Annotated in this window: 21 protein-coding genes; 10 read left to right on the forward strand and 11 right to left on the reverse strand. The window is 72.5% G+C overall.

The window, feature by feature from the left end; translation table 11 throughout:
• Positions 1–54: 54 nt before the first annotated feature.
• Entirely contained in the window at positions 55–711 is a 657-nt protein-coding gene (locus tag ACILQ5_RS02760) for a class I SAM-dependent methyltransferase (RefSeq protein ID WP_395656683.1), read from the forward strand.
• Here ACILQ5_RS02760 and ACILQ5_RS02765 read toward each other — a convergent pair.
• The 3 genes from ACILQ5_RS02765 to ACILQ5_RS02775 are packed head-to-tail and all read right to left on the reverse strand — an operon-like array spanning position 670 to position 3,789.
• A complete protein-coding gene (locus tag ACILQ5_RS02765) occupies positions 670–1,800 on the reverse strand; it encodes a prenyltransferase (RefSeq protein ID WP_395656442.1) in 1,131 nt (376 codons plus the stop codon). The genes ACILQ5_RS02760 and ACILQ5_RS02765 overlap by 42 nt on opposite strands.
• On the reverse strand, positions 1,797–2,546 hold the full coding sequence (locus ACILQ5_RS02770; RefSeq protein ID WP_395656443.1) for a class I SAM-dependent methyltransferase: 750 nt from the start codon (positions 2,544–2,546) through the stop codon (positions 1,797–1,799). Before ACILQ5_RS02770 ends, ACILQ5_RS02765 begins: the two co-directional genes overlap by 4 nt.
• A complete protein-coding gene (locus tag ACILQ5_RS02775; RefSeq protein ID WP_395656444.1) occupies positions 2,533–3,789 on the reverse strand; it encodes a glycosyltransferase family 4 protein in 1,257 nt (418 codons plus the stop codon). Before ACILQ5_RS02775 ends, ACILQ5_RS02770 begins: the two co-directional genes overlap by 14 nt.
• Before the next feature lie 207 nt (positions 3,790–3,996).
• Here ACILQ5_RS02775 and ACILQ5_RS02780 point away from each other — a divergent pair, with 207 nt between their 5' ends.
• Positions 3,997–4,611, forward strand: coding sequence for a TetR family transcriptional regulator (locus ACILQ5_RS02780; RefSeq protein WP_395656445.1), 615 nt, complete (start codon positions 3,997–3,999; stop codon positions 4,609–4,611).
• 17 nt (positions 4,612–4,628) lie between these two features.
• Here ACILQ5_RS02780 and ACILQ5_RS02785 read toward each other — a convergent pair whose 3' ends face one another.
• Positions 4,629–5,156, reverse strand: coding sequence for a glycine cleavage system protein R (locus tag ACILQ5_RS02785; RefSeq protein WP_395656446.1), 528 nt, complete (start codon positions 5,154–5,156; stop codon positions 4,629–4,631).
• Positions 5,157–5,206: 50 nt separating this feature from the next.
• On the opposite strand from ACILQ5_RS02785, the gene ACILQ5_RS02790 reads away from it, so the two are divergent.
• Together ACILQ5_RS02790 and ACILQ5_RS02795 are read left to right on the forward strand one after the other, a co-directional pair.
• A complete protein-coding gene (locus ACILQ5_RS02790; protein WP_395656447.1) occupies positions 5,207–5,641 on the forward strand; it encodes an SRPBCC family protein in 435 nt (144 codons plus the stop codon).
• Entirely contained in the window at positions 5,638–6,234 is a 597-nt protein-coding gene (locus ACILQ5_RS02795; protein ID WP_395656448.1) for a TetR/AcrR family transcriptional regulator, read from the forward strand. The genes ACILQ5_RS02790 and ACILQ5_RS02795 overlap by 4 nt, the downstream gene beginning before the upstream one ends.
• A 72-nt stretch (positions 6,235–6,306) precedes the next feature.
• Here the strand turns inward: ACILQ5_RS02795 and ACILQ5_RS02800 are convergent, their stop codons facing one another.
• On the reverse strand, positions 6,307–7,032 hold the full coding sequence (locus ACILQ5_RS02800; RefSeq protein WP_395656449.1) for a hypothetical protein: 726 nt from the start codon (positions 7,030–7,032) through the stop codon (positions 6,307–6,309).
• A gap of 11 nt (positions 7,033–7,043) precedes the next feature.
• Entirely contained in the window at positions 7,044–7,523 is a 480-nt protein-coding gene (locus tag ACILQ5_RS02805) for a SigE family RNA polymerase sigma factor (RefSeq protein WP_395656450.1), read from the reverse strand.
• Positions 7,524–7,689: 166 nt separating this feature from the next.
• Here ACILQ5_RS02805 and ACILQ5_RS02810 point away from each other — a divergent pair, with 166 nt between their 5' ends.
• Together ACILQ5_RS02810 and ACILQ5_RS02815 are read left to right on the forward strand one after the other, a co-directional pair.
• The gene (locus ACILQ5_RS02810; RefSeq protein WP_395656451.1) at positions 7,690–8,745 is read left to right on the forward strand and encodes a hypothetical protein; all 1,056 of its coding nucleotides are present in this window, start codon (positions 7,690–7,692) and stop codon (positions 8,743–8,745) included.
• A gap of 79 nt (positions 8,746–8,824) precedes the next feature.
• Positions 8,825–9,823 carry an NADP-dependent oxidoreductase gene (locus ACILQ5_RS02815; protein WP_395656452.1) on the forward strand — a complete coding sequence of 333 codons (999 nt, stop codon included), beginning with the start codon at positions 8,825–8,827 and terminating at the stop codon, positions 9,821–9,823.
• 17 nt (positions 9,824–9,840) lie between these two features.
• Here ACILQ5_RS02815 and ACILQ5_RS02820 read toward each other — a convergent pair whose 3' ends face one another.
• The gene (locus ACILQ5_RS02820) at positions 9,841–10,536 is read right to left on the reverse strand and encodes a hypothetical protein (RefSeq protein ID WP_395656453.1); all 696 of its coding nucleotides are present in this window, start codon (positions 10,534–10,536) and stop codon (positions 9,841–9,843) included.
• 107 nt (positions 10,537–10,643) lie between these two features.
• On the opposite strand from ACILQ5_RS02820, the gene ACILQ5_RS02825 reads away from it, so the two are divergent.
• Together ACILQ5_RS02825 and ACILQ5_RS02830 are read left to right on the forward strand one after the other, a co-directional pair.
• The gene (locus tag ACILQ5_RS02825) at positions 10,644–11,585 is read left to right on the forward strand and encodes an ABC transporter ATP-binding protein (RefSeq protein WP_395656454.1); all 942 of its coding nucleotides are present in this window, start codon (positions 10,644–10,646) and stop codon (positions 11,583–11,585) included.
• Positions 11,582–12,349 (forward strand): ABC transporter permease, encoded by a 768-nt coding sequence (locus ACILQ5_RS02830; RefSeq protein ID WP_395656455.1) that lies wholly within the window; start codon positions 11,582–11,584, stop codon positions 12,347–12,349. Before ACILQ5_RS02825 ends, ACILQ5_RS02830 begins: the two co-directional genes overlap by 4 nt.
• A 12-nt stretch (positions 12,350–12,361) precedes the next feature.
• On the opposite strand, the gene ACILQ5_RS02835 is transcribed toward ACILQ5_RS02830, so the two are convergent.
• The 3 genes from ACILQ5_RS02835 to ACILQ5_RS02845 form a co-directional block, all read right to left on the reverse strand.
• A complete protein-coding gene (locus ACILQ5_RS02835) occupies positions 12,362–13,579 on the reverse strand; it encodes a serine hydrolase domain-containing protein (protein ID WP_395656456.1) in 1,218 nt (405 codons plus the stop codon).
• A gap of 128 nt (positions 13,580–13,707) precedes the next feature.
• On the reverse strand, positions 13,708–14,334 hold the full coding sequence (locus ACILQ5_RS02840; protein ID WP_395656457.1) for a hypothetical protein: 627 nt from the start codon (positions 14,332–14,334) through the stop codon (positions 13,708–13,710).
• A 151-nt stretch (positions 14,335–14,485) separates the two neighbouring features.
• A complete protein-coding gene (locus ACILQ5_RS02845; protein WP_395656458.1) occupies positions 14,486–16,363 on the reverse strand; it encodes a glycoside hydrolase family 3 protein in 1,878 nt (625 codons plus the stop codon).
• Positions 16,364–16,536: 173 nt separating this feature from the next.
• Here ACILQ5_RS02845 and ACILQ5_RS02850 point away from each other — a divergent pair, with 173 nt between their 5' ends.
• Together ACILQ5_RS02850 and ACILQ5_RS02855 are read left to right on the forward strand one after the other, a co-directional pair.
• Entirely contained in the window at positions 16,537–17,700 is a 1,164-nt protein-coding gene (locus ACILQ5_RS02850; RefSeq protein ID WP_395656459.1) for an alpha-hydroxy-acid oxidizing protein, read from the forward strand.
• Entirely contained in the window at positions 17,693–18,361 is a 669-nt protein-coding gene (locus ACILQ5_RS02855) for a hypothetical protein (protein WP_395656460.1), read from the forward strand. Before ACILQ5_RS02850 ends, ACILQ5_RS02855 begins: the two co-directional genes overlap by 8 nt.
• On the opposite strand, the gene ACILQ5_RS02860 is transcribed toward ACILQ5_RS02855, so the two are convergent.
• On the reverse strand, positions 18,348–19,748 hold the full coding sequence (locus ACILQ5_RS02860; protein ID WP_395656461.1) for an NAD(P)-binding protein: 1,401 nt from the start codon (positions 19,746–19,748) through the stop codon (positions 18,348–18,350). The genes ACILQ5_RS02855 and ACILQ5_RS02860 overlap by 14 nt on opposite strands.
• Positions 19,749–19,754 lie beyond the last annotated feature (6 nt).

The raw sequence follows: 19,754 nt of genomic DNA on the forward strand, positions 1-19,754 counted from the left end.
GGCCGCAGAACTAGAACGTGTTCCAATACTACTAGAGTCGCGCGGGTGACCGACATGCCCGCGGACCTGCCCCCGGAGTGGCTGAGCCACGCCCTCGCCGCGAAGGGCTTCATGCCCGAGGACGAGGGGCTGCTGCTGCACCGGTACGCGCGCGAGCGCCTCCCCCACGGCCCGGCGCTCGAGGTCGGGACCTACTGCGGCAAGTCCGCGATCTACCTCGGCGCCGCCGCCCGCGAGGTCGGCGGCACGGTCTTCACGGTCGACCACCACCGCGGCTCGGAGGAGAACCAGGCCGGCTGGGAGCACCACGACCCCTCGCTCGTCGACGACGAGTCCGGCCTGATGGACACCCTGCCGGTCTTCCGCCGGACGATCGCGCGCGCCGGCCTGGAGGACCAGGTGGTCGCAGTGGTCGGGAGGAGCACGACGGTCAGTGCGCACTGGCGCACGCCGCTCTCGCTGCTCTTCATCGACGGCGGGCACGCCGAGGTGCACGCGCAGAACGACTACTCCGGCTGGGCGCCGTGGGTGGCGCGCGACGGGCTGCTCGTCATCCACGACGTCTTCCCCGACCCGGCCGACGGCGGGCAGCCGCCGTACCACGTGTTCCTGCGCGCGCTCGAGAGCGGCGCCTTCACCGAGGTGGAGGCGCTGGGCTCGATGCGGGTGCTACGACGGACGGCCGGGGACGCTGGAGACCGAGTCGGCTGACGGGCAGCCGCACTCCAGCCCGAGCTCGGCGAAGTGCGGCGCCAGCGAGGTGCCGCGGTAGATCCCGGACCCGGCGGTGCTGTGCCCGGCGACCTCGCCGAGCGCGTCGACGGCGAGGATGACCGCGGCCGCGGTGTAGGTCGTGTGCTCGACCGGCCAGAAGACGTTGCGCGGCTCGTCGGTGAGCGACTGGTCGCCGTAGACCCAGCCGGTCCAGTAGCGGCCGTCGCTCTCGCGCAGCATCTGCATGTCCTTGACCAGCGTCAGCGCGCGCCGGTGGTCGCCGAGCATGTCGAGCGCCATCGCGAGCTCGCAGGTCTCCGCTCCGGTCACCCACGGGTTGCTGTCGACGCAGTGGATGCCCATCCCCGGGACGACGAACTCGTCCCACCTGCTCGCGAGCAGGTCGAACGCGGCCTGGCCGCGGACCGCGCCCCCGAGCACCGGGTAGTACCAGTCCATCGAGTACGTCGACTTGTCCTCGAACAGGTCCCGGTGCTCCCGCACGGCGTGCCCGAGCCGGCCGCCGGCGAGCTCCCACTCCGGCTGCGGCTCGTCGAGCAGGTCGGCGAGCGCGACGCCGGCGCGCAGCGACTGGTAGATGCTCGAGTTGCCGGTGAGCAGGCAGTAGTCCTCGGTGGGCGTGTAGTTGATGCCGCCCCACGACACCTGCTGCGAGACGACCCAACCGAGCGCGGCGCGCACCATCGGCCAGTGCTCGCGCACGAAGTCGATGTCGCGGCGCACCAGCCAGTGGTGCCACAGCCCGACGGCGACGTACGCCGTCATGTTGACGTCGCCGCGGTCGTCGGCGGGCTCGCCCCCGACGATCTTCATCGGGAAGGACCCGTCCGCGTGCTGCATGGTCGGGATCCAGGCGTAGGCGCGCTCGGCGGCCTCGACCTGGCCACCGACGAGCATCGCCATCGCGCCCTCGACGTGGTTCCAGATGTCGACGTGCTCGCCGATGGTCCACGGGATCGCGCCCCAGGGCTCCTGCATCGCCGCGATCGACGCCGCGGACTCGGCGACCTGCTCGGCGGTGAGGATCCCGTCGACGTACGGGATCCTGGCGAGGGCGGGGCTCACGAAGCGTCCGGCTTGCGGAAGTAGAGCACCATGCTCTTGCCGATGACCGGGTCGATCAGGCGGGACGCGTACTGGAGCACCTTGGGCTGCTTCATGATCTCCCAGACCAGCAGCTTGTGGTAGGTCCGCGCGAGAACGTGCTCGTCGTTGGAGACGCCGACCGCGCTCTTGATCCACCAGTACGGCGCGTGCAGGCCGTGGGCGTGGCTCTTGCCCTCGAAGATCATCGCGTCGCCCGGTGTGCCGTCGTTGGGCCGCCCGGCCTTGGTGACCTTGTCGATCAGCTCGTGGTCGGTGTAGATCCGGACATGGCCGCCCGGGGCGTTGTGGTAGTCGTCGGACAGCCGCCAGTTGATGACCTCCGGCAGCCAGCGCGGCACCGAGATCGCCATCGTGCCGCCGGGCCGCAGCACCCGGACCAGCTCCTTGATCGCGTCGACGTCGGCGTGGATGTGCTCGAGCACCTCCGCGGCGACGATGCGGTCGAACTCGCCGTCGGCGAACGGCAGCTCGAGGGCGTCACCCTGCTTGATGTCGGCCGCGGCCCCCGCGGGGACCTCGCCCTGCTCCTTCATCGCGCCGAAGATCTCGAGCACGCCGGCGAGCTCGTCGGCGTCCAGGTCGAACGCCACGACGTCGGCGCCCCGGCGGTACATCTCGAAGGCGTGGCGGCCGCCGCCCGCGCCCATGTCCAGCACCCGCTCCCCCGGGCGCAGCCCGAGGCGGTCGAAGTCAACGGTGAGCACTGGTCTCCCTCTCCTGCTCGTAGTCGGCGATCACGTCCTCGTAGGCGGCCGCGACCTTCTGCGCGACGGCGCGCCAGCTGAACAGCTCCTGGACCCGGCGGCGGCCGGCGGCGCCGTACCGCTCCCGGCGCTCGGGGTCGTCGAGCATGGCCGCGATGGCCTTCTCGAGCTCGCCCACGTCACCGGGGGTGACCAGGTCGGCGCACAGCCCGTCGGGCCCGACGACCTCGGGGATGGCGCCGGCGTCGGAGACGACCAGCGGCGTGCCGCAGGCCATCAGCTCGGCGGTCGGCAACGAGAAGCCCTCGTAGAGCGAGGGCACGCACGCCAGCTCGGCCGAGCCCATCAGCTCCACCAGCTCGGCGTCGCTGATGCCGTGCACGAAGCGGACCGAGTCGCCGATGGAGAGCTTGTCGATGAGCTTCTCGGTGCGCCCGCCGGCCGTCGGCTTGGTGACGAGGAGCAGCTCGAGTTCGCGCTCGGTGCGCAGCTTGGCGAACGCCTCGAGCAGCGTCGCGATCCCCTTCATCGGGGCGTCGGCGCTGGCCATCGCCATGATCCGGCCCGGCACGCGCGGCTTGGTCGGCGGGACGAACGCGTCGTCGACGCCGAGGAGGATGACCTCCATCCGGGCCGGGTCGACCCCGAAGTCCCGGGCGATGTCGCGCTTGGAGGTCTCCGAGGGCGTGAGGATCTTGCGTGCCTGGCGCGCGACCTTGGCCTGCATCCGCACGAAGCCGTACCAGCGGCTCAGCGTGAACTTGCGCCACGGGTTGCGCACCGAGGCGATGTCGATGCGGCGGTCGTAGCTGATCGGGTGGTGCAGCGTCGTGATGAGCGGGAGCCCGAGCTTCTCGATCTCGAGCATCCCGTAGCCGAGCACCTGGTTGTCGTGGACGATGTCGAACTCGTCGACGCGGTCCCTCAGCGCGCGCACCGCGCGCAGGCTGAAGGTCTTGGGCTCGGGGAAGCCCGCCGCGCACATGGTCGCGAACTCCTCGACGTCGATGCGGTCGCGGAACTCCTTGAGCTTGGGCACCCGGAACGGGTCGGGCTCGCGGTAGAGGTCCAGGCTCGGGAGCTTGGTGAGCGCCACGCCGGGGTCGAGGTCCGGGTAGGGCTGGCCGGAGAACACCTCCACCGTGTGGCCGAGGTTCGTCAGCTCGCGGCTCAGGTGCCGGATGTAGATCCCCTGCCCCCCGCAGTGAGGCTTGCTTCGGTAGGACAGCAGAGCGACCCGCATCCGCACCTCTCTCTTGCACCGCCAGGACGTCCGGCGACCGGGGTCGGGTGCGCGGGAACGCGCCGTACCGACGAAACTGGAACGTGTTCCTAATCTAGTCCACGGATTGCTAGCCTAGTGCGCCATCCCACCAGGTCCGTCCCCGGTTCTCTAGACTCGGCGGACCGACCGCCGTCGGGACCACGACACCTGACCACAGGAGACCGCGTGACCAGCGCCAACTCGACCAACTCGCTGGCGGTCGAGGACCTCGGCTCCGCTGCCCAGCGGGACCGGCGCAAGCGGATCCTCGACGCCACGATCGCGCTCGCGTCGCAGGGTGGTTTCGACGCCGTGCAGATGCGGGCGGTCGCCGAGCGCGCCGACGTCGCCCTGGGCACGCTGTACCGCTACTTCCCGTCCAAGATCCACCTGCTGGTCTCCGCGCTCCAGCGCGAGTTCGAGCGCACCGAGGTGGCGCTCCGCGACAAGCCCCTGGAGGGCGACACCACCGCCGAGCGGGTCATCGCCGTCCTCAAGCGCACCACGCGCGGGATGCAGAGCGACCCCCAGCTCACCGAGGCGCTCACCCGCGCGTTCATGTTCGCCGACGCCTCGGTCGCGGCCGAGATCCACCAGGTCGGCATGCTGCTCACCTCGATGCTGACGCAGGCGATGTACCCCGAGGGCCACGCCGAGGTCACCGACGAGGACGTCCAGATCGCCCGCGTCATCGGCGACGTGTGGCTCTCCGCCCTCGTCGGCTGGGTGACCGGCCGCAACTCCGCCGCCGAGACCGGCCAGCAGATCGAGGTCGCGGTCAAGCTGCTGCTGCGCGACTGACCGCGCGGCTCCTCGGGTCAGGCGGGACCCTCGGCGTCCGAGAGCGTGATCTCCACCATCAGCTCGTCGGCGATCGCCTCGAGCATCGACCGCAGGTCGTCGGTGCTGGTGGACGTCGGCGCCTCGAGCACCGCCCGCACCTCGAACAGGTGCCCCCCGGCCATCGGCGCCTCGCGGACGTCGGTGCTCAGCTCCTCGATCCCGATCTGCTCGGCCGCCAGCGCCGTCGAGATCTCGGCCACGATGCCGGGACGGTCGGCGCCGAGCAGCTCGAGGGTGAGCCGCAGCGAGGGCTCCTCGACCGGCACGTCGGTCCGCTCGGGGGTCACCAGCAGCCCGGACTCCTCGAGCGCCGTCAGGTCCGCGACGAGCGCGTCGGCCCGGTCGTCGGCGACCTCCACCAGCAGGATGCCGGCGAACTTGCCGCCCAGGCGGGCCATCTGGCTGCGCTTCCAGCTGGCGCCGTGGCTGCTGATCGTCTCCGAGAGGTCGGAGACCAGGCCCGGTCGGTCGTCGCCGATGCAGGTGAGCGTGAAGGTGGCCATGGCCGCAGGCTAGGGGGTCCGGCCCTCTCCGCGCGTGTACCATGTGGTACATGAGCCGGAAGTTCGTGACCTCCCGACACATCGACGCGCCCACCGGTCCGGTGTGGCAGGTGCTCTTCGACGTCGCCCGCTGGCCGGAGTGGCTGCCCACGGTCGACAGCGTCGAGCGCCTCGACGACGGTCCGGTCCAGGTCGGCTCGCGGGCCGAGGTCCGGCAGCCCCGGCTGCCCCGCGCGGTGTGGGAGGTGACCGAGGTGGTGGAGGGCCGGAGCTTCACCTGGGAGGCCACCGGGCCCGGGATGCGGACGATCGGCCGGCACGAGGTGGTCCCCGACGGCGCCGGCTCCCTGGTCACCCTAGGCATCGAGCAGATCGGGCCGGTCGGCGCCGTGGCGGCGCTCGTCTGGCGCCGGCTGACGCAGCGCTACATCGAGCTCGAGGCCCAGAGCCTGGACGCGCGGGTCACCGGCGACCGGACCCCGTGACCGAGCCGGAGCGGGCCGCGACCGGGCGCGAGCGGCTGCTCGAGGCCGCGATCGACCACTTCGGCCGGCACGGCATCGGCGACACGAGCCTGCGCGGGATCGCCGAGGCGCTCGGCACCAGCCACCGGATGCTGATCTACCACTTCGGGTCGCGCGAGGGCCTGCTCGCCGAGGTCACGCGCGAGGTCGAGGCCCGGCAGCGCGCGGTCATGACCGCGACGTACGACACCGACCTCCCGCCGCTCGAGGCCGGCGCGAAGTACTGGGAGGAGACGGTCGAGGCGACGCTGCGCTACGGCCCGCTGTTCTTCGAGCTGGCGGCGCACGCCATGCAGGGCAAGGAGCACGCTGCGGCGCTCCGCGAGGAGCTGATCGCCGCCTGGCTGCCCTCGGTCACCGACCTCTGCCGCGCCATCGGGATCCCCGAGGAGCAGGCCGAGACCCATGCGCGCCTCGCCCTCGGCGCCGCGCGTGGCCTCCTGCTCGACCTGCTCGTCTGCGGCGAGCGCGAGCAGGTCGCCCGAGCGGCGGACCTGCTCAACCGCCTGCTCCTGCTCTCCGCCGAGGTGGGCGGCGTGGGCGGCGCCGGCTGACCCGCGGCAGCTGCCCTCCTCGGCGCGGACGACGGGTCGGCGACGATCTGCAGCAGCCCGGGGTACGCGAGGTCATCGGAACCAGGTGTCGCTCGACGCGATGCGCTGCAGCTGCGACAGGTCGAAGGGCGGCTCCGCAGCGGTCGCGGGACCGTCCTTGCCCGGTCCGTTGTAGGCCATCACGAGCACGTCCCAGCCGTCGGGCCGGAAGACGGTCACCGCCCGGAACCGGGTGCCCCCGTCGACCGCGGGGTTGGTGGCACTCGACCGGGCGAGAACCGTGCCCTCGGGCCCGGGTCGGCACCGGGCCGCACCCTCCTGCTCGGCGCAGCGACGCCCGGGTTCCCGGACCCGGTGGCCCGTCACGTAGTCGTCCGGGGTGAGGCCGACTCGGACGCCGAAGCCGTTCCAGGTGAAGTCGACGACCGGGGCCGCGTCGGGTCCCGACTTCGGCCCGGGCGCGCTCACCGTCCCGGGCTCCAGCGAGGCGAACGTGGTCGGCACCTGGTCGGTCGTCACGGCCAGGTCGACCGGGCGGACCGGTCCGGGGTCGGCGGACTCCGCGGAGGCCGACCGCGGCGACGGGTTCGCCGGGGCGACACCCCGGGTCCCGGCCCGGCTGGAATCGGCCAGCTCGAAGCCCGCGACCACCAGGAGGACGGCCACAGCGCTGGCGACGACCGCAGCCGCCGACTGACGGCGACGGCGGCGCGCCTGGCCGCGACGCAGCCCGACCGCCACCAGGGAGGGCACGTCGGGCGCCAGGTCCCGGCTCGCGCGGTGGAGCAGGTCTGCCATGTCCCTCTCGTTCACCGGAGGCTCCCTTCGCGCACCCGGGCCAGCGCACGCAGGCTCCGGTTCTTCACCGCCCCTGGCGACAGGTCCAGGCGCTCGGCGGTCTCGGCCACCGACAGGTCCTCGAGGTAGCGCAGGACCAGCACGGCCCGATCCAGCCGGCTGAGCTCGGCCAACGCGTCCTGCAGGCTCATCCGGAGGTCGCTCTGGGCCATCGGGTCCGTGACCGCCGCGGTCTCGGGGACGTCGGCCCAGGGCTGCTCACCGCTGCTGCGCAGCCGGCGCCGGCTGAGGAAGGTCCGTAGCAACGTCTGCTGGGAGTAGGCGTAGGGCGTGTCGATCCGGCGCCATTTCACGAACACCTTGGCCAGGGTCTCCTGCACCAGGTCCTCGGCCCGGTGGCGGTCACCGCACATCGCCCAGGCCTGGCGGTACAGGTCGCCGGCCCGCGCGAGGGCGAACTCCTCGAAGTCCTCGGTCGTACGTCGATGCATGGGTCCTCCCGTCCTTCCCCTTCTGACGCCCGGGGACACCCGGGAGGTCACACCGGACGCGATCCGGCGAGAATTCTCGGATCGGGTGTGACCTCCGGTGGTCCCACGACCTCTCAACCAGACGTACCGGGGCTTCGGCCCGTCCTCACCGTCAGGGAGTACCTCGATGAAGACCGTACGAACGTTCGTGACCGCCGCCCTCGGAGCCGGGCTCGCCCTCAGCCCGTCGAGCGCGCACGCGCATCAGGGAGGCGTCCCCGATCCCTCGGGCGACTCCTACTCGCCGGCCACCGACATCACCCGGCTGCAGGTGCACCACGGGGGGAACCGGGTCACCGCGACGATCACGATGCCGGAGGTGACGGCGCGACGCCTCTCGACGGTCGAGCTGTTGCTCCAGCCGCGCGGCGCGAAGCGTGCCTACGGGGTGACCGTCATGCGCAACCGACGGGGCAAGGTCGTCGACAAGAGCCTGGGCTGGCGGCCGGTGAACAACCCGGTCGAGCCGACGCTGCTGCGCTGCTCGAAGATCCGTACCTCGCTGCACGGCAAGCGCGCCACGGTGTCCGTGGCAACGTCGTGCCTGAGGAAGAGCCGTCCGTCCGACCCGCTCCGGGCCAAGGTGCGCACCATCGACGGCACCATGGACCTCTACGACGCCTACTACGACGACCAGACCCGCTTCACGGGGTACCTCCACCGTGGTCGCACGCAGTCCACTGAGGGGCCTCGGGGGCGGGTGACGGCGAAGAACGGTCTGCTGGTACGCAGCCTGCCCACGATGTTCTCCTCGCGCCAGGGCAAGCTCCAGCACGGGCACGTCTACCCGCTGACCTGCCGGGTCACCGGATCGGTGGTGCACCGGGGCAACGACGAGGACGGTCGCGTGAGCAACGTCTGGTACCGCCTGCCGGGTGCCGCGCGCGAGTGGGTGTCGGCGATGTACGTGCGCCCGATCGGCGGCGCGCCGCCGTACTGCGGAACCGGCCGGACCTACCGGGGTCGCGTCACGACCGCGACGCTCATCCCTCGTGAGGCGCCGACGACCCGGGCGAACTCGCACGGCGGTCTGACCCGGGGCACCCTGGTCCACATCAACTGCAAGCTCCGCGGGCAGGAGGTGCGCGGCAACAGCCTCTGGTACAACCTGCCGCACGGGCTCTGGGTCTCGGCCCGCTACGTCTCGAACGTCGGCGCCGTGCCGGCCTACTGCACCCACTGACGTCTGTCACGAGTGCGGGGTCGACGCGATCGCCGGGGCCGCCCACCCGGCCCGTGGGACGGGTTGGCACCATCGGGCCATGCCCACCACCGCGCGCGAGATCCACCTGGCCTCCCGACCCCAGGGCTGGCCGACGCCCGACGACTTCCGCACCGTGGAGGTCCAGCTGCCGGACCCCGCCGCCGGACAGGTGCTCGTCCGCAACACGTTCATGTCGGTCGACCCCTACATGCGCGGCCGCATGAACGACGTGAAGTCCTACGTGCCGCCGTTCGCGCTCGACGCCCCGCTCGACGGCGGCGCGGTCGGCGAGGTGGTGGCGACGGGCTCCGACGACGTGGCGGTCGGCGACACCGTGCTCCACCAGGCCGGCCGGCGCACCCACGCGCTGCTGCCCGCGTCCGCCGTCCGGCGGCTCGACGTGTCGCGCGCCCCCGCGACGGCGTACCTCGGCGCGCTCGGCATGCCCGGCCTGACGGCGTACGTCGGCCTCACCCGGATCGCGGAGCTGCGCGAGGGCGACACCGTCTTCGTGTCCGGCGCGGCCGGGGCGGTCGGCTCCGCCGTCGGCCAGATCGCGCGGCAGCTCGGCGCCGCGAAGGTGATCGGGTCGGCAGGGACCGCCGAGAAGTGCGCCTGGCTGACCGACGAGCTCGGCTTCGACGTCGCCCTCAACTACAAGGACTCCCCCATCGGCCGCCAGCTGCGCGGGCACGGCCCCGTCGACGTCTACTTCGACAACGTCGGCGGCGACCACCTCGAGGCCGCGATCTTCGCGATGGCCGACTTCGGGCGGATCGCCGCGTGCGGGGCGATCGCCGACTACAACGCCGACGCGCCGGTCCCGGGCCCGCGCAACATGATGATGTTCGTCAGCAAGCGCCTGACCCTGCGCGGCTTCATCGTCACCGACCACGCGGACGCCGCGGGCGAGTTCTACCGCCGGGCTGGCGCGTGGGTGGCGGACGGGTCCCTGAAGTACCAGGAGACCGTCGTCGACGGCCTCGACCACGCCGTCGACGCGTTCCTCGGCCTGCACCGGGGCGACAACACCGGCAAGATGCTCGTCCGCCTCTGACGGCGGGACGCCAGGTCCTAGGTCGCCGTCCGGAGCGCTGTGCGCGCCAGACGGAGCACGACACCCTTGGCCATCAGCCGCGGGTAGTGCTGCCCGCCGTCCACGAACACGTCGCGGGTACGCATCCCCGTGACCCGCACGACGGTCGCGCCGTCCCGGGCCACGACGGCGTAGCCGTTCGACTTCAGGTTGCCGACCTGACGAAACCTCCAGGTCACGCTCTGGCTGCCCACCCGGGCCGCGGGCGTCCTGGTCCGCCAGGTGGTGTCGATCCCGTCGCAGTCGGTGCACACCCACTCGACCACCCGGGGGCAGCGCCGCGGGTAGGACGCGTTGCGCTGGACGGCGTGGCGGGCCGCCGCGACGTCGGCGTAGGTGAGGACGCCGATCTCCGCGGACGTGTAGACGGATCGGGGCATCCCCATCTCCCGACCGCTGTACCACCGCACCCGGACGTCGTCGTACGCCAGCATCTGCTGGTCCGACCGGCAGTCACGCGGTCGCGCCCCGAGCTTCGTGAGGTCGCCCGGGGAGGTCCGCCAGTGCCCCGTGCCGTCCATGGTCTGCTTGACGACCGCCTTCGACGGGAAGGCGGAGAGCGGGATCGTCGCCCCTGACGGCGCCGGCTCGAGGACGACGCCCAGGAGGGCGACGACGGCGACCAGGGCGATGCGCGCACGCGTGGCGGGACGGGTCGTGCTCCAGGTCCTCATGGTGCTCATTCTGCTCCTCGGAACGGGAGAGGGCCCGGACATGCTGGCCTGCGGCCGCGGCCCGGCCCTAGGGTTTCGGCTGGCACCGGAGGAGGGTGACACGGACGATGGAGACGACCTCGGACGAGCCGGCGGTCCTCGCGGCCGGCATCGTGAAGTCGTTCGGGGACGTCCACGCGGTCCGGGGCATCGACCTGCGCGTCGAACGGGGCGAGGTGTTCGCGATCCTCGGCCCCAACGGGGCGGGGAAGACCACCACGCTGGAGATCCTCGAGGGCTACCAGCGGGCCGACGCCGGCTCGGTGCGGGTCCTCGGTCTCGACCCCGGCTCCCAGCGCCCGGCCCTGAAGCCGCGGATCGGCATCGTGCTCCAGGCGACCGGGGTCGACAACTACCTCACCGTCGCCGAGTCCATCGCCATGTACTCGGGTTACTACCCGCACCCCCGTCCCGTGGACGAGGTGATCGAGCTCGTCGGACTGACTGCGAAGCGCAACGCCCGGGTGGTCAGGCTCTCCGGTGGGCAGCAGCGGCGCCTCGACGTCGCCATCGCCCTGGCCGGAGACCCGGAGCTGCTGTTCCTCGACGAGCCGACCACGGGGTTCGACCCGTCGGCCCGGCAGGAGGCCTGGGAGGTGGTCCGAGGCCTGTCCGCCCTCGGCAAGACGGTGCTCCTGACCACCCACTACATGGACGAGGCGCAGAACCTCGCCGACCGGGTCGCGGTCGTGGTCGGCGGCCGGATCGTCGCCGAGGGCACCCCGTCGACGCTCGGCGGCCGGGACGCGCTCCATCCCACGGTCCGCTTCGAGCTGCCCGCCGGGGTGGCCACGCCCGAGTGGCTGGGCCCGGTCACCCGGACCGACGGCCACGTCGACCTCGTCCCCGACGACCTCGTCGTGACCCTGCACCGGCTGACCGCGTGGGCGCTGGAGACCGGCGTACCGATGGAGCGGCTCGAGATCCGACGACCCAGCCTGGAGGACGTCTACCTGTCACTGGTCGGCGACCCCGGACCGGACGTCCGCACCGACGGGAGCGCCCGATGAACGCGGCCCGGCTGACGCTCTTCCAGATGCGCTACGTCAACAAGGCGTTCTGGCGCAACCCCGCCTCCGCCTTCTTCACCTTCGCGTTCCCTCTCATGTTCCTCGTGATCTTCACCGCCCTGCTCGGCGAGGGCGAGGTCCACGTCGGCGGCCGCACGATCCACCAGTCGACCTACTACGTCGCGGAGATGGCCGCCTTCGCCGTGATCACCGCCTGCTTCAACAACGTCGCGATCGGGATGACCTTCCAGCGCGACTCGGGCGTGCTGAAGCGGATCGACGGCACCCCGCTGCCGAGCGGGGTCTACCTGACGGCGCGGGTGCTGCACGCCCTGGTCGTCTCGCTGCTGCTGGTCGGGATCACCGTGGCCTTCGGGCACTTCTTCTACAGCGCGGACATCCCCACCGGCGCGACCCTGTGGCGGTTCCTCGTCATGCTGGTCGTCGGCGCCTGCGCCTTCTGCGCCCTCGGCTTCGCGATCACCGCCGTCATCCCGAACGCCGACGCCGCTGCCCCGATCGTGAACGCCGCCATCCTCCCGCTGCTGTTCCTGTCCGGTGTCTTCATCCCGATCGGCGACGACGCCCCCGACTGGATCACGTGGACCGGCGACGTGTTCCCGGTGCGGCACTTCGCCCAGGGGATGCAGGCGGCCTTCCTCGGCAACCCCTTCAGCTGGAGCGACGTGCTCGTCGTCGCGCTCTGGGGCGTGGCCGGCCTGCTCGTCGCGCTGCGGTTCTTCAGCTGGGAGCCGCGTCGCTAGGAGCGAGGCCGCTCAGCCCGCCGGCTGGGCGGCCAGGTGGTCGGCGACCGACCGCAGCACGTCGTACGTCTCCTGCTCGTCCTGGTCGGTGCCGTAGTCGCTGAGCTTGACGATGACAGTCCCGGTCTCGGGGTTGACGTAGGTGTACTGACCGTAGACGCCCAGCATGGAGAGGTCGGCGCCGTCGCCGCCGGGCGGGTGCCACCACTGCGCGCTGTACGGCCAGCCGTCCACCTCGAGCGGCGCCGGCGTCTCGATCCGCGTGATCCACGAGCGCGGCACGACCTGCTGGTCGCCGACCCGGCCGTCGTCGAGGACCATCTGGCCGACCCGGGCGAAGTCCCGGGCGGTGGCGTTGACGGAGGCGAAGGCCTTCTCGGTCCCGTCCTCCTGGTCGAGGCTCCACCGGGCCGGCGACTCGGCGCCGACGGGCTTCCAGATCCCCTCGGAGAGCAGGTCGGACAGGTTCTGGCCGGTGACCTCGGCCAGGATCAGGCCGAGCGTCTCGGTCTCGACGCTGCGGTAGACCCCCTTCGTGCCGGGCTCGTAGTCGACCGACCGGTTGTCCTTCACGAACCCGGGCAGGTCGGTCGTGAGGAACATCCGCGAGGTCCCCGTGAAGGGCCAGTACTCGTTGTAGACCTCCGAGACGTCGATGCCGGCAGTCATGTCGAGCAGCTCGCGCACCGTGACCTGGTCGTAGGCGGTGCCGGTCTCGTAGTCGGGCAGGAGGTCGACCACGCGGTCGTCCTCCGACAGCTCACCGCGGGCGATGGCCTGCCCGACCAGCAGCGAGACGAGCGACTTGGCCATGGAGAACGACGACTGGAGGGTCGAGTCGTCGTACCCGTCGGCGTACCACTCGTAGGCGAGCTTCCCGTCCTGGAGCACGACGAAGGAGTTGGTGCTCGTGGAGGTGAGGAACTCGTCGAACGGGATCTGCTCGCCCTTCCACGGCACGGTCTCGGGCATCGACGCCGGGGCGCTCTCCAGCGGGCGCGGCTCGCCGGCCTCGATGGTGCGGTAGGGGAAGTAGTCGCCCCACGTCGAGGGCGGCGCGAACTCGAGCCGCGCCAGGGTCTGCGGCGGCGGGAGCTTCATCACCGCCGTCGCGACGAACGCGCCGCCGACGAGGAGCACCAGCACCACCGCCACTGCCACGAGCGCCCGGAGCCAGCGCCTGCGGGTACGGCGGGGCCGCTGGTCGACAGGTAGGGGGGTCTCGGTCACGCTCGGGTCCTTCGCCTTCGACGGACAGGGAGCGGTCCGTCGTCGCTCCGGGGAACCCGAGGTGCGAGCAGCACCCTAGGAGGATGTCCGGGTCGTGTCAGGGGAACGGCCCGGCTCGGCCCGGCCGCTCAGTCCACCAGCTGCGTCATCGGGCGGCTGACCAGCACCTCGTAGCCGTGCCTGCCGAACGAGACCGACCCGGCGCCCTCGGCCAGGGCCTGGACGGCGACGTCACCCGCCCGGTCCATCCGGTGGGCTGCGACCGCGTCGGCCCACAGTGCCGCGCCCAGGACCTCGGGCCGGTCCCGGTCGACGAGGAGGAGCGTGCCGACGCAGCCCGGGCTCGGAGCGACGACGGTGGCGGCGTACCTCTTCATCACCTCGACCAGCCCCGGGTCGGCGGCGTCACCGCCCTCGATCTGGCCGACCCTGACCAGCATCGGCGGCTGCTCGCCGGTCCCGGGCGGAGGGGTCACCGGTCCTCGGAACCGGCTGTAGGCGACCTCGTAGTCCCAGGGCCCCTCGAACTCGACGGGCGTCAGCTTCCTCGTCTCGCCGACGGCCGCGAGGACGGCCGGCCGGGACCTGTCCCGCGACTCCTCGCCGTCCCAGAAGGACACGCCCCGCAGGACCCGCCGCTCGCGGTCGACCACGACGACGACCCCCAGGTAGCCGGGGGTCGCCTCCAGCAGCGGGACGAACGCCGCGCAGATCGCCTCGGTCACCGACCGGTCGTCGAGCTCGCCGCCCGTCATGCGCCACACCCGAGCCACGGGGCGCGGTGCTGACCCGCCCATCCCCACTGACCTCCTCAGCCCCCCGCTGATCGAGGCGAAGGTACACCGGCGCACTCGAGCTCGGAGCCGTTTCGTCACCGGCCCGCTCGACGGGCTCGCCCGGCGTCGCTCAGTAGCCCAGGCCGTGGCCGAGCTCGAAGAGCTCACGGGTCCCGTCGGGGCCCGGGACCGACACCGGCAGCCGGCCGGCCGGGTCCACCTCCCCGAAGAGGACGCGGACCAGCGACTCCACCTGGGCCGCCGTGTAGCCGTAGGTGTCGAGCACGGTCGGCGCCTCGGCGAACGAGGCGACGTCGTACGGGTTGCGCATCGCCGCCACCACGACCGGCGTCCCGGTCGCCAGGAGCGCCCGCACCAACCGGGTCTGGGCCGCGGCGGCAGCGGTCGGCTGCTCGGTCGCGGTGTCGACGGCGTAGGCGTTGTTGGTCGACACGACCACCAGGTCGGCGTCCGGCGCCGCCGCGACCGCGGCGTCGATCGCCGCCGGCGACGGCGTCGTGCCGGACTCGAGGACCTGGGTGGTCGCGCCGCGCGCACCGAGCGCCGTCGCCAGACGCTGGGTCGTGGTCACGCCCCAGCCGGCGACCAGCACGTCGCGCGGGCCGGCGTCCAGCGGCAGCAGCCCGGCGTCGTTCTTGACGAGCGTGGTCGTGCGGTCGGTGATCGCCTGTGCTGTGGCGAGGTGGCCCGCGGAGCCCATCACCTGCACCGCCGCCACCGGGTCGACGAACGGGTGGTCGAACAGCCCGCGGTCGAGCTTGTGCTGGAGGATCCGGCGCACCGAGGCGTCGAGCCGCTTCCGGCCGATCGCCCCGCTGCGGACCGCGTCGAGCACCGCGTCGTACGCCGTGTCCATCTGCGGCGGGATGAGCAGCTGGTCGACCCCGGCGAGCAGCGCCTGCACGGGGGCGACGTCCGGCGGGTACGTCGCCGTCGCCCCGCCCATGTCGAGCGCGTCGGTCACGATCAGCCCGTCGAACCCGAGCTCGCCGCGCAGCAGCCCGGTGAGGATCTTGTGGGACATGGTGGCCGGCACGTCCGGCTCGATCGCCGGCAGCACCACGTGCGCGGTCATGATCGTGTCGACGCCGGCGGCGATCGCCGCGCGGAACGGTGGCAGGTCGATCGTCTCGAGCTCCGCGAGCGTGTGGGTCACCTCGGGCAGCCCGTAGTGGCTGTCCACCCCGGTGTCGCCGTGGCCCGGGAAGTGCTTCGAGACCGCGGAGACGCCGCCGGCGTGGTAGCCGCGCACCTGCGCGTCGACCAGCTCGGAGACCAGCGCCGGGTCGGAGCCGACCGACCGGATCCCGATGACCGGGTTGTTCGGGTTGACGTTGACGTCCGAGACGGGTGCGTAGTCCTGGGTCACGCCGACCGCGGCGAGCTCGCTGCCGATCACCTGGGCGGACCGCCGGGCGTCCACGGCCGAGCGGCCGGCGCCGAGCGCCATGTTGCCGGGCATCTGCGTCGCCGGGGAGCCGAACCGGGCGACCAGCGAGCCACCCTCCTGGTCGACGGAGATCTGCAGCGGGATCCCACGCGGCGGTGCCAGCGCGGCGAGCTGCAGCCCGTTCGAGAGGGTCGCGACCTGGGCCGGGTCGCCGATGTTGTCGTCGTTGTTGCGGGTCGTGAAGTAGATGACCCCGCCGGGCCGGTACTTCGCGATCGCCTGCGCGGGCGTGTCGACGCCGTACAGCCGCTGGTTCACCGCCTTCGCCGTGTCGCTGACGGTGAACGCGTCGCGACCTGCCACCTCGATGACGAAGAGCTGCCCGACCTTCTCGCGCAGCGACAGGTGCCGCAGGAGGTGACGGACCTGGTCGCGGTGCCGGGCGTCGGCGGCGGCACCCCGGCCGCCGGCGGTGGCCGGGGCCGCGGTCGGGCCGAGGGTCGCGGCCAGCGTCAGGGACAGCAGCAGGCCCAGGCCGGCCGCCACCGCCCGGGGCAGGGCCCCCCGCCGGGTGGTGGGTGCTGGCCGAGCAGTCATGGGCGCCTCCGGGCGGGCTGGCCCCCTGGGCAGGAGGATGGGTCGACGGTAAGGGACGGACGCCCGCAGCGTGCGCATTCCGTCGCGGTGCCGGCCGTCTCGCCCGGGGGCGACGGTCTCGACAACCTGCGGAAGCCGTTGGCGCGAGGGGCCGGGGGCGGTTGGATACCCGCATGGCCAACTACTCCGACTTCCAGCTGGGGCTCTACTTCGGCGGGCTCGCGGGCGAGCTGCCGCCGTACCCGCTCACCTTCGCGGGCCTCGAGGCCGCGGCGAGGGAGAAGATGGAGCACCGGCTGTGGGACTACGTCGCCGGCGGCGCGGGCGACGAGCACACGCAGCGGCTGAACGTCCAGGCATTCGAGCGCTGGGGGATCCTGCCGCGGATGCTCTCGGGCGCCGCCGAGCGCGACCTGGGCGTCGAGCTGTTCGGGCACACCCTCCCGGCGCCGGTCTTCCTGGCGCCGATCGGCGTCCTGGGGGTGATGACCGACGACGAGCACGGCGACGTCGCCGCCGCGACGGCCGCGGCGTCGTCCGGCGTGCCGATGGTCGCGTCGACGCTGATGCAGGACCCGATGGAGGACGTGGCCGCCGCCCTGGGCGACACCCCCGGGTTCTTCCAGCTCTACACGCCCAACGACCGCGAGCTCGCCGAGAGCTTCGTCCGCCGCGCCGAGGCGGCCGGCTTCCGCGGCATCGTGGTCACCCTCGACACCTGGACACTCGGCTACCGGCCGCGCGACCTGCAGCACGCGACCTTCCCGCAGCTGCGCGGCTACTGCCTGGCCAACTACTTCTCCGACCCGGTCTTCCGGGCCAAGCTCGCCGCACCGCCGGAGGAGGACCCGGGCGCCGCCGCCATGGCCTGGGCGTTCACCTTCGGGAACCCGAGCCTGTCGTGGGACGACCTCGAGTGGCTGCGCGGCCTCACCGACCTGCCGCTGCTCCTCAAGGGCATCTGCCACCCCGACGACGTCCGCCGGGCCCGCGACGGCGGCGTCGACGGGATCTACTGCTCCAACCACGGCGGCCGGCAGGCCGCGAGCGCCCCCGCGATCGAGATGCTGCCGGCGGTCGTCGACGCCGCGGACGGGATGCCGGTGCTCTTCGACTCCGGGGTGCGCTCGGGAGCCGACGTGGTCAAGGCCCTGGCGCTGGGCGCGACCGCGGTCGGCATCGGCCGCCCCTACGGGTACGGCGCCGTGCTCGGGGGTGCGGCCGGCATCGAGTTCGTCCTCGGCTGCCTGCTCGCGGAGGCCGACCTGACGATGGGGCTCAACGGCTACGCGACCGTCGGCGAGCTCACCCGTGAGGTGCTGGTGCGCCATGGCTGACCCGGTGCGCCAGCCGCAGCGCCAGGGCGAGCGCCGCCTCCCGATGGCGCTCGCGGTGCTGGCGGCCGCCGCGCTCGACCTGATGATCCCGTCCGACTTCACCATCGCGGAGGCGACCCGGCTCGCCTACCCGACGATCCTGGTCCTGCTGCTCCTGCTGCTCGTCCTCGGCGACCCGGGCCGGATCGACCGGGAGCGACCGTGGCTGCGGGTGACGACCGGCGTGATGATCGGGATCATCACGGCGTCCATCGCCGCCTCCGCCGTCCGCCTCGTGGCCGGCCTGCTCGACCACGCCGACTTCGACTCCCCCGGCCAGCTCCTCAGTCTCGGCGCGGCGGTGTGGGCGACCAACGTCATCGCCTTCGCGCTCTGGTACTGGCACCTGGACTCCGGCGGCCCGGTGGCGCGCGCCCGCGGGACCGGCACCGTCCTCCCGGCCTTCCGGTTCCCCGAGCACGACATCGACTCGCTGGTCGAGGCGGGCTGGTACCCGCAGTTCGTCGACTACCTCGCGCTGTCGTTCAACACCGCCACCGCCTTCAGCCCCACGGACGTCTCCGCCATCCGGCACTGGTCGAAGCTCTGGCTGATCGCGGAGTCGGCGATCTCGCTGGTACTCGCCGCCCTGGTGATCGCCCGGGCCGTCAACGTCCTGTAGCGCCCCGCCCGGCCAGTCCGCTCAGCTCGGCGAGCCGGCCGACCCCGCCGGGCAGGTGCTCCTGCAGGCGGGCGAGGGCGTCGTCGAGGGCGGGCGAGCCCGGGTGGTCCGGAGGGACGCGCGACGGGTTGAGCGCCACCCCGTCGGCCCAGGCCTTGACGTCCGGCTCGGCGCCGAAGGAGGCCGAGGCCCGCAACCCCAGGACGTTCATGCGGGCCCAGTCGGTCAGCGTGTTGCCGTACGGCGACGGCGGGCAGAGCCGGTTCTTCTCCGCGTCGTCGTCACGGGTGGCCTCGACGTACCCGACGATCGCCGCGCCGAAGCAGGGGAACCCGGCCCGCACCGGCTGCGGGGTGATCGCCTCCGGGCCCCAGATCGGCACCAGCGGCGGCTGCTTGAGCCCGTCCGCGGCGCAGTCCACGACGAGTGCGTCGTCCGCGACCCCGACCGACCCGTCCACCAGCTCGATCCGGCCGCGGCGGACCGATGTGACGTGGCCGAGCCGGACGATGTCCTCGATCGTGCGCAGCTCATCGAGCTCCCAGGTGCCGAGGGTGGGTGCCTTCGCCATGGTCGGCGTGACCGAGCGGTCGACGCGGTGCATGATGCCGCGCTCCTCGAGGTCGAGGAACAGGTCGGGGAGGGACGCAGCAGCGGCCGACGCGGCCATCATGTCGGCGACCATCCCGAGGTAGATCGCGGGGTCCGGCTGGATCAACGCGCGGTTGAGCATCCACGGGTCGCGCGGGCGCACCCAGCAGATGGCGCCCGGGTCGACACCGCGGGCCAGGAGCCAGATGCACGCGTCGGTCGCGGTCTTGCCCGAGCCCACGACCACGAACTGCCGCGGCGCCTCCTCCAGCCGTGCCAGGTCGTTGACCGGCACGACGCGGGCGCCCTCGGCGACCCCGAACCGGTGGGCCGACTCGGCGGGGATGTCCGGCGACAGGTAGCGGGCGTCGACGACCCGGCAGCGCTCCGGGACGTCGAAGACCTCGCCCGAGACCCGCGAGACGAAGGTGCGGTCACCGCGGTAGTCGCAGCCCGGGAAGAACTCCACCTGGCCGGACGCCAGCATCCGGTGGGTCAGCAGGTCGCTGTAGTAGCTGCAGATCTTCGCCTGGTCGGCCCGCTCGTGGAGGCCTGCCTCCGGCCCGCGCTGCTGGATCCGCCCGCCCCCGAGCACCGTCGACGCGGCACCGTAGAAGGTCGAGGCCTGGTGCAGCCGCACGAACGGGTACGCCGCCAGCCAGTGCCCACCGGCGGCGTGCCGTCGGTCGACGAGCGCGACCCGGACGTCGGCGTGGTCGGTCAGGGCGTCGGTGAAGGCCATCCCGGTCGCACCCGCGCCGACCACCAGGTAGTCGACATCGACCAGCCGTCTCATCCGGAC

The organism is Nocardioides sp. (genome assembly GCF_044226305.1).
Classification (GTDB): Bacteria; Actinomycetota; Actinomycetes; order Propionibacteriales; family Nocardioidaceae; genus Nocardioides.

Coding starts and splice junctions, on each gene's coding strand:
- ACILQ5_RS02785 (WP_395656446.1), bottom strand. CDS start 5,156: ATGGCCACCTTCACGCTCACCTGCATCGGCGACGACCGACCGGGCCTG.
- ACILQ5_RS02825 (WP_395656454.1), top strand. CDS start 10,644: ATGGAGACGACCTCGGACGAGCCGGCGGTCCTCGCGGCCGGCATCGTG.
- ACILQ5_RS02845 (WP_395656458.1), bottom strand. CDS start 16,363: ATGACTGCTCGGCCAGCACCCACCACCCGGCGGGGGGCCCTGCCCCGG.
- ACILQ5_RS02760 (WP_395656683.1), top strand. CDS start 55: ATGCCCGCGGACCTGCCCCCGGAGTGGCTGAGCCACGCCCTCGCCGCG.
- ACILQ5_RS02840 (WP_395656457.1), bottom strand. CDS start 14,334: ATGACGGGCGGCGAGCTCGACGACCGGTCGGTGACCGAGGCGATCTGC.
- ACILQ5_RS02805 (WP_395656450.1), bottom strand. CDS start 7,523: ATGCATCGACGTACGACCGAGGACTTCGAGGAGTTCGCCCTCGCGCGG.
- ACILQ5_RS02815 (WP_395656452.1), top strand. CDS start 8,825: ATGCCCACCACCGCGCGCGAGATCCACCTGGCCTCCCGACCCCAGGGC.
- ACILQ5_RS02800 (WP_395656449.1), bottom strand. CDS start 7,032: ATGGCAGACCTGCTCCACCGCGCGAGCCGGGACCTGGCGCCCGACGTG.
- ACILQ5_RS02820 (WP_395656453.1), bottom strand. CDS start 10,536: ATGAGGACCTGGAGCACGACCCGTCCCGCCACGCGTGCGCGCATCGCC.
- ACILQ5_RS02790 (WP_395656447.1), top strand. CDS start 5,207: ATGAGCCGGAAGTTCGTGACCTCCCGACACATCGACGCGCCCACCGGT.
- ACILQ5_RS02775 (WP_395656444.1), bottom strand. CDS start 3,789: ATGCGGGTCGCTCTGCTGTCCTACCGAAGCAAGCCTCACTGCGGGGGG.
- ACILQ5_RS02830 (WP_395656455.1), top strand. CDS start 11,582: ATGAACGCGGCCCGGCTGACGCTCTTCCAGATGCGCTACGTCAACAAG.
- ACILQ5_RS02810 (WP_395656451.1), top strand. CDS start 7,690: ATGAAGACCGTACGAACGTTCGTGACCGCCGCCCTCGGAGCCGGGCTC.
- ACILQ5_RS02860 (WP_395656461.1), bottom strand. CDS start 19,748: ATGAGACGGCTGGTCGATGTCGACTACCTGGTGGTCGGCGCGGGTGCG.
- ACILQ5_RS02855 (WP_395656460.1), top strand. CDS start 17,693: ATGGCTGACCCGGTGCGCCAGCCGCAGCGCCAGGGCGAGCGCCGCCTC.
- ACILQ5_RS02850 (WP_395656459.1), top strand. CDS start 16,537: ATGGCCAACTACTCCGACTTCCAGCTGGGGCTCTACTTCGGCGGGCTC.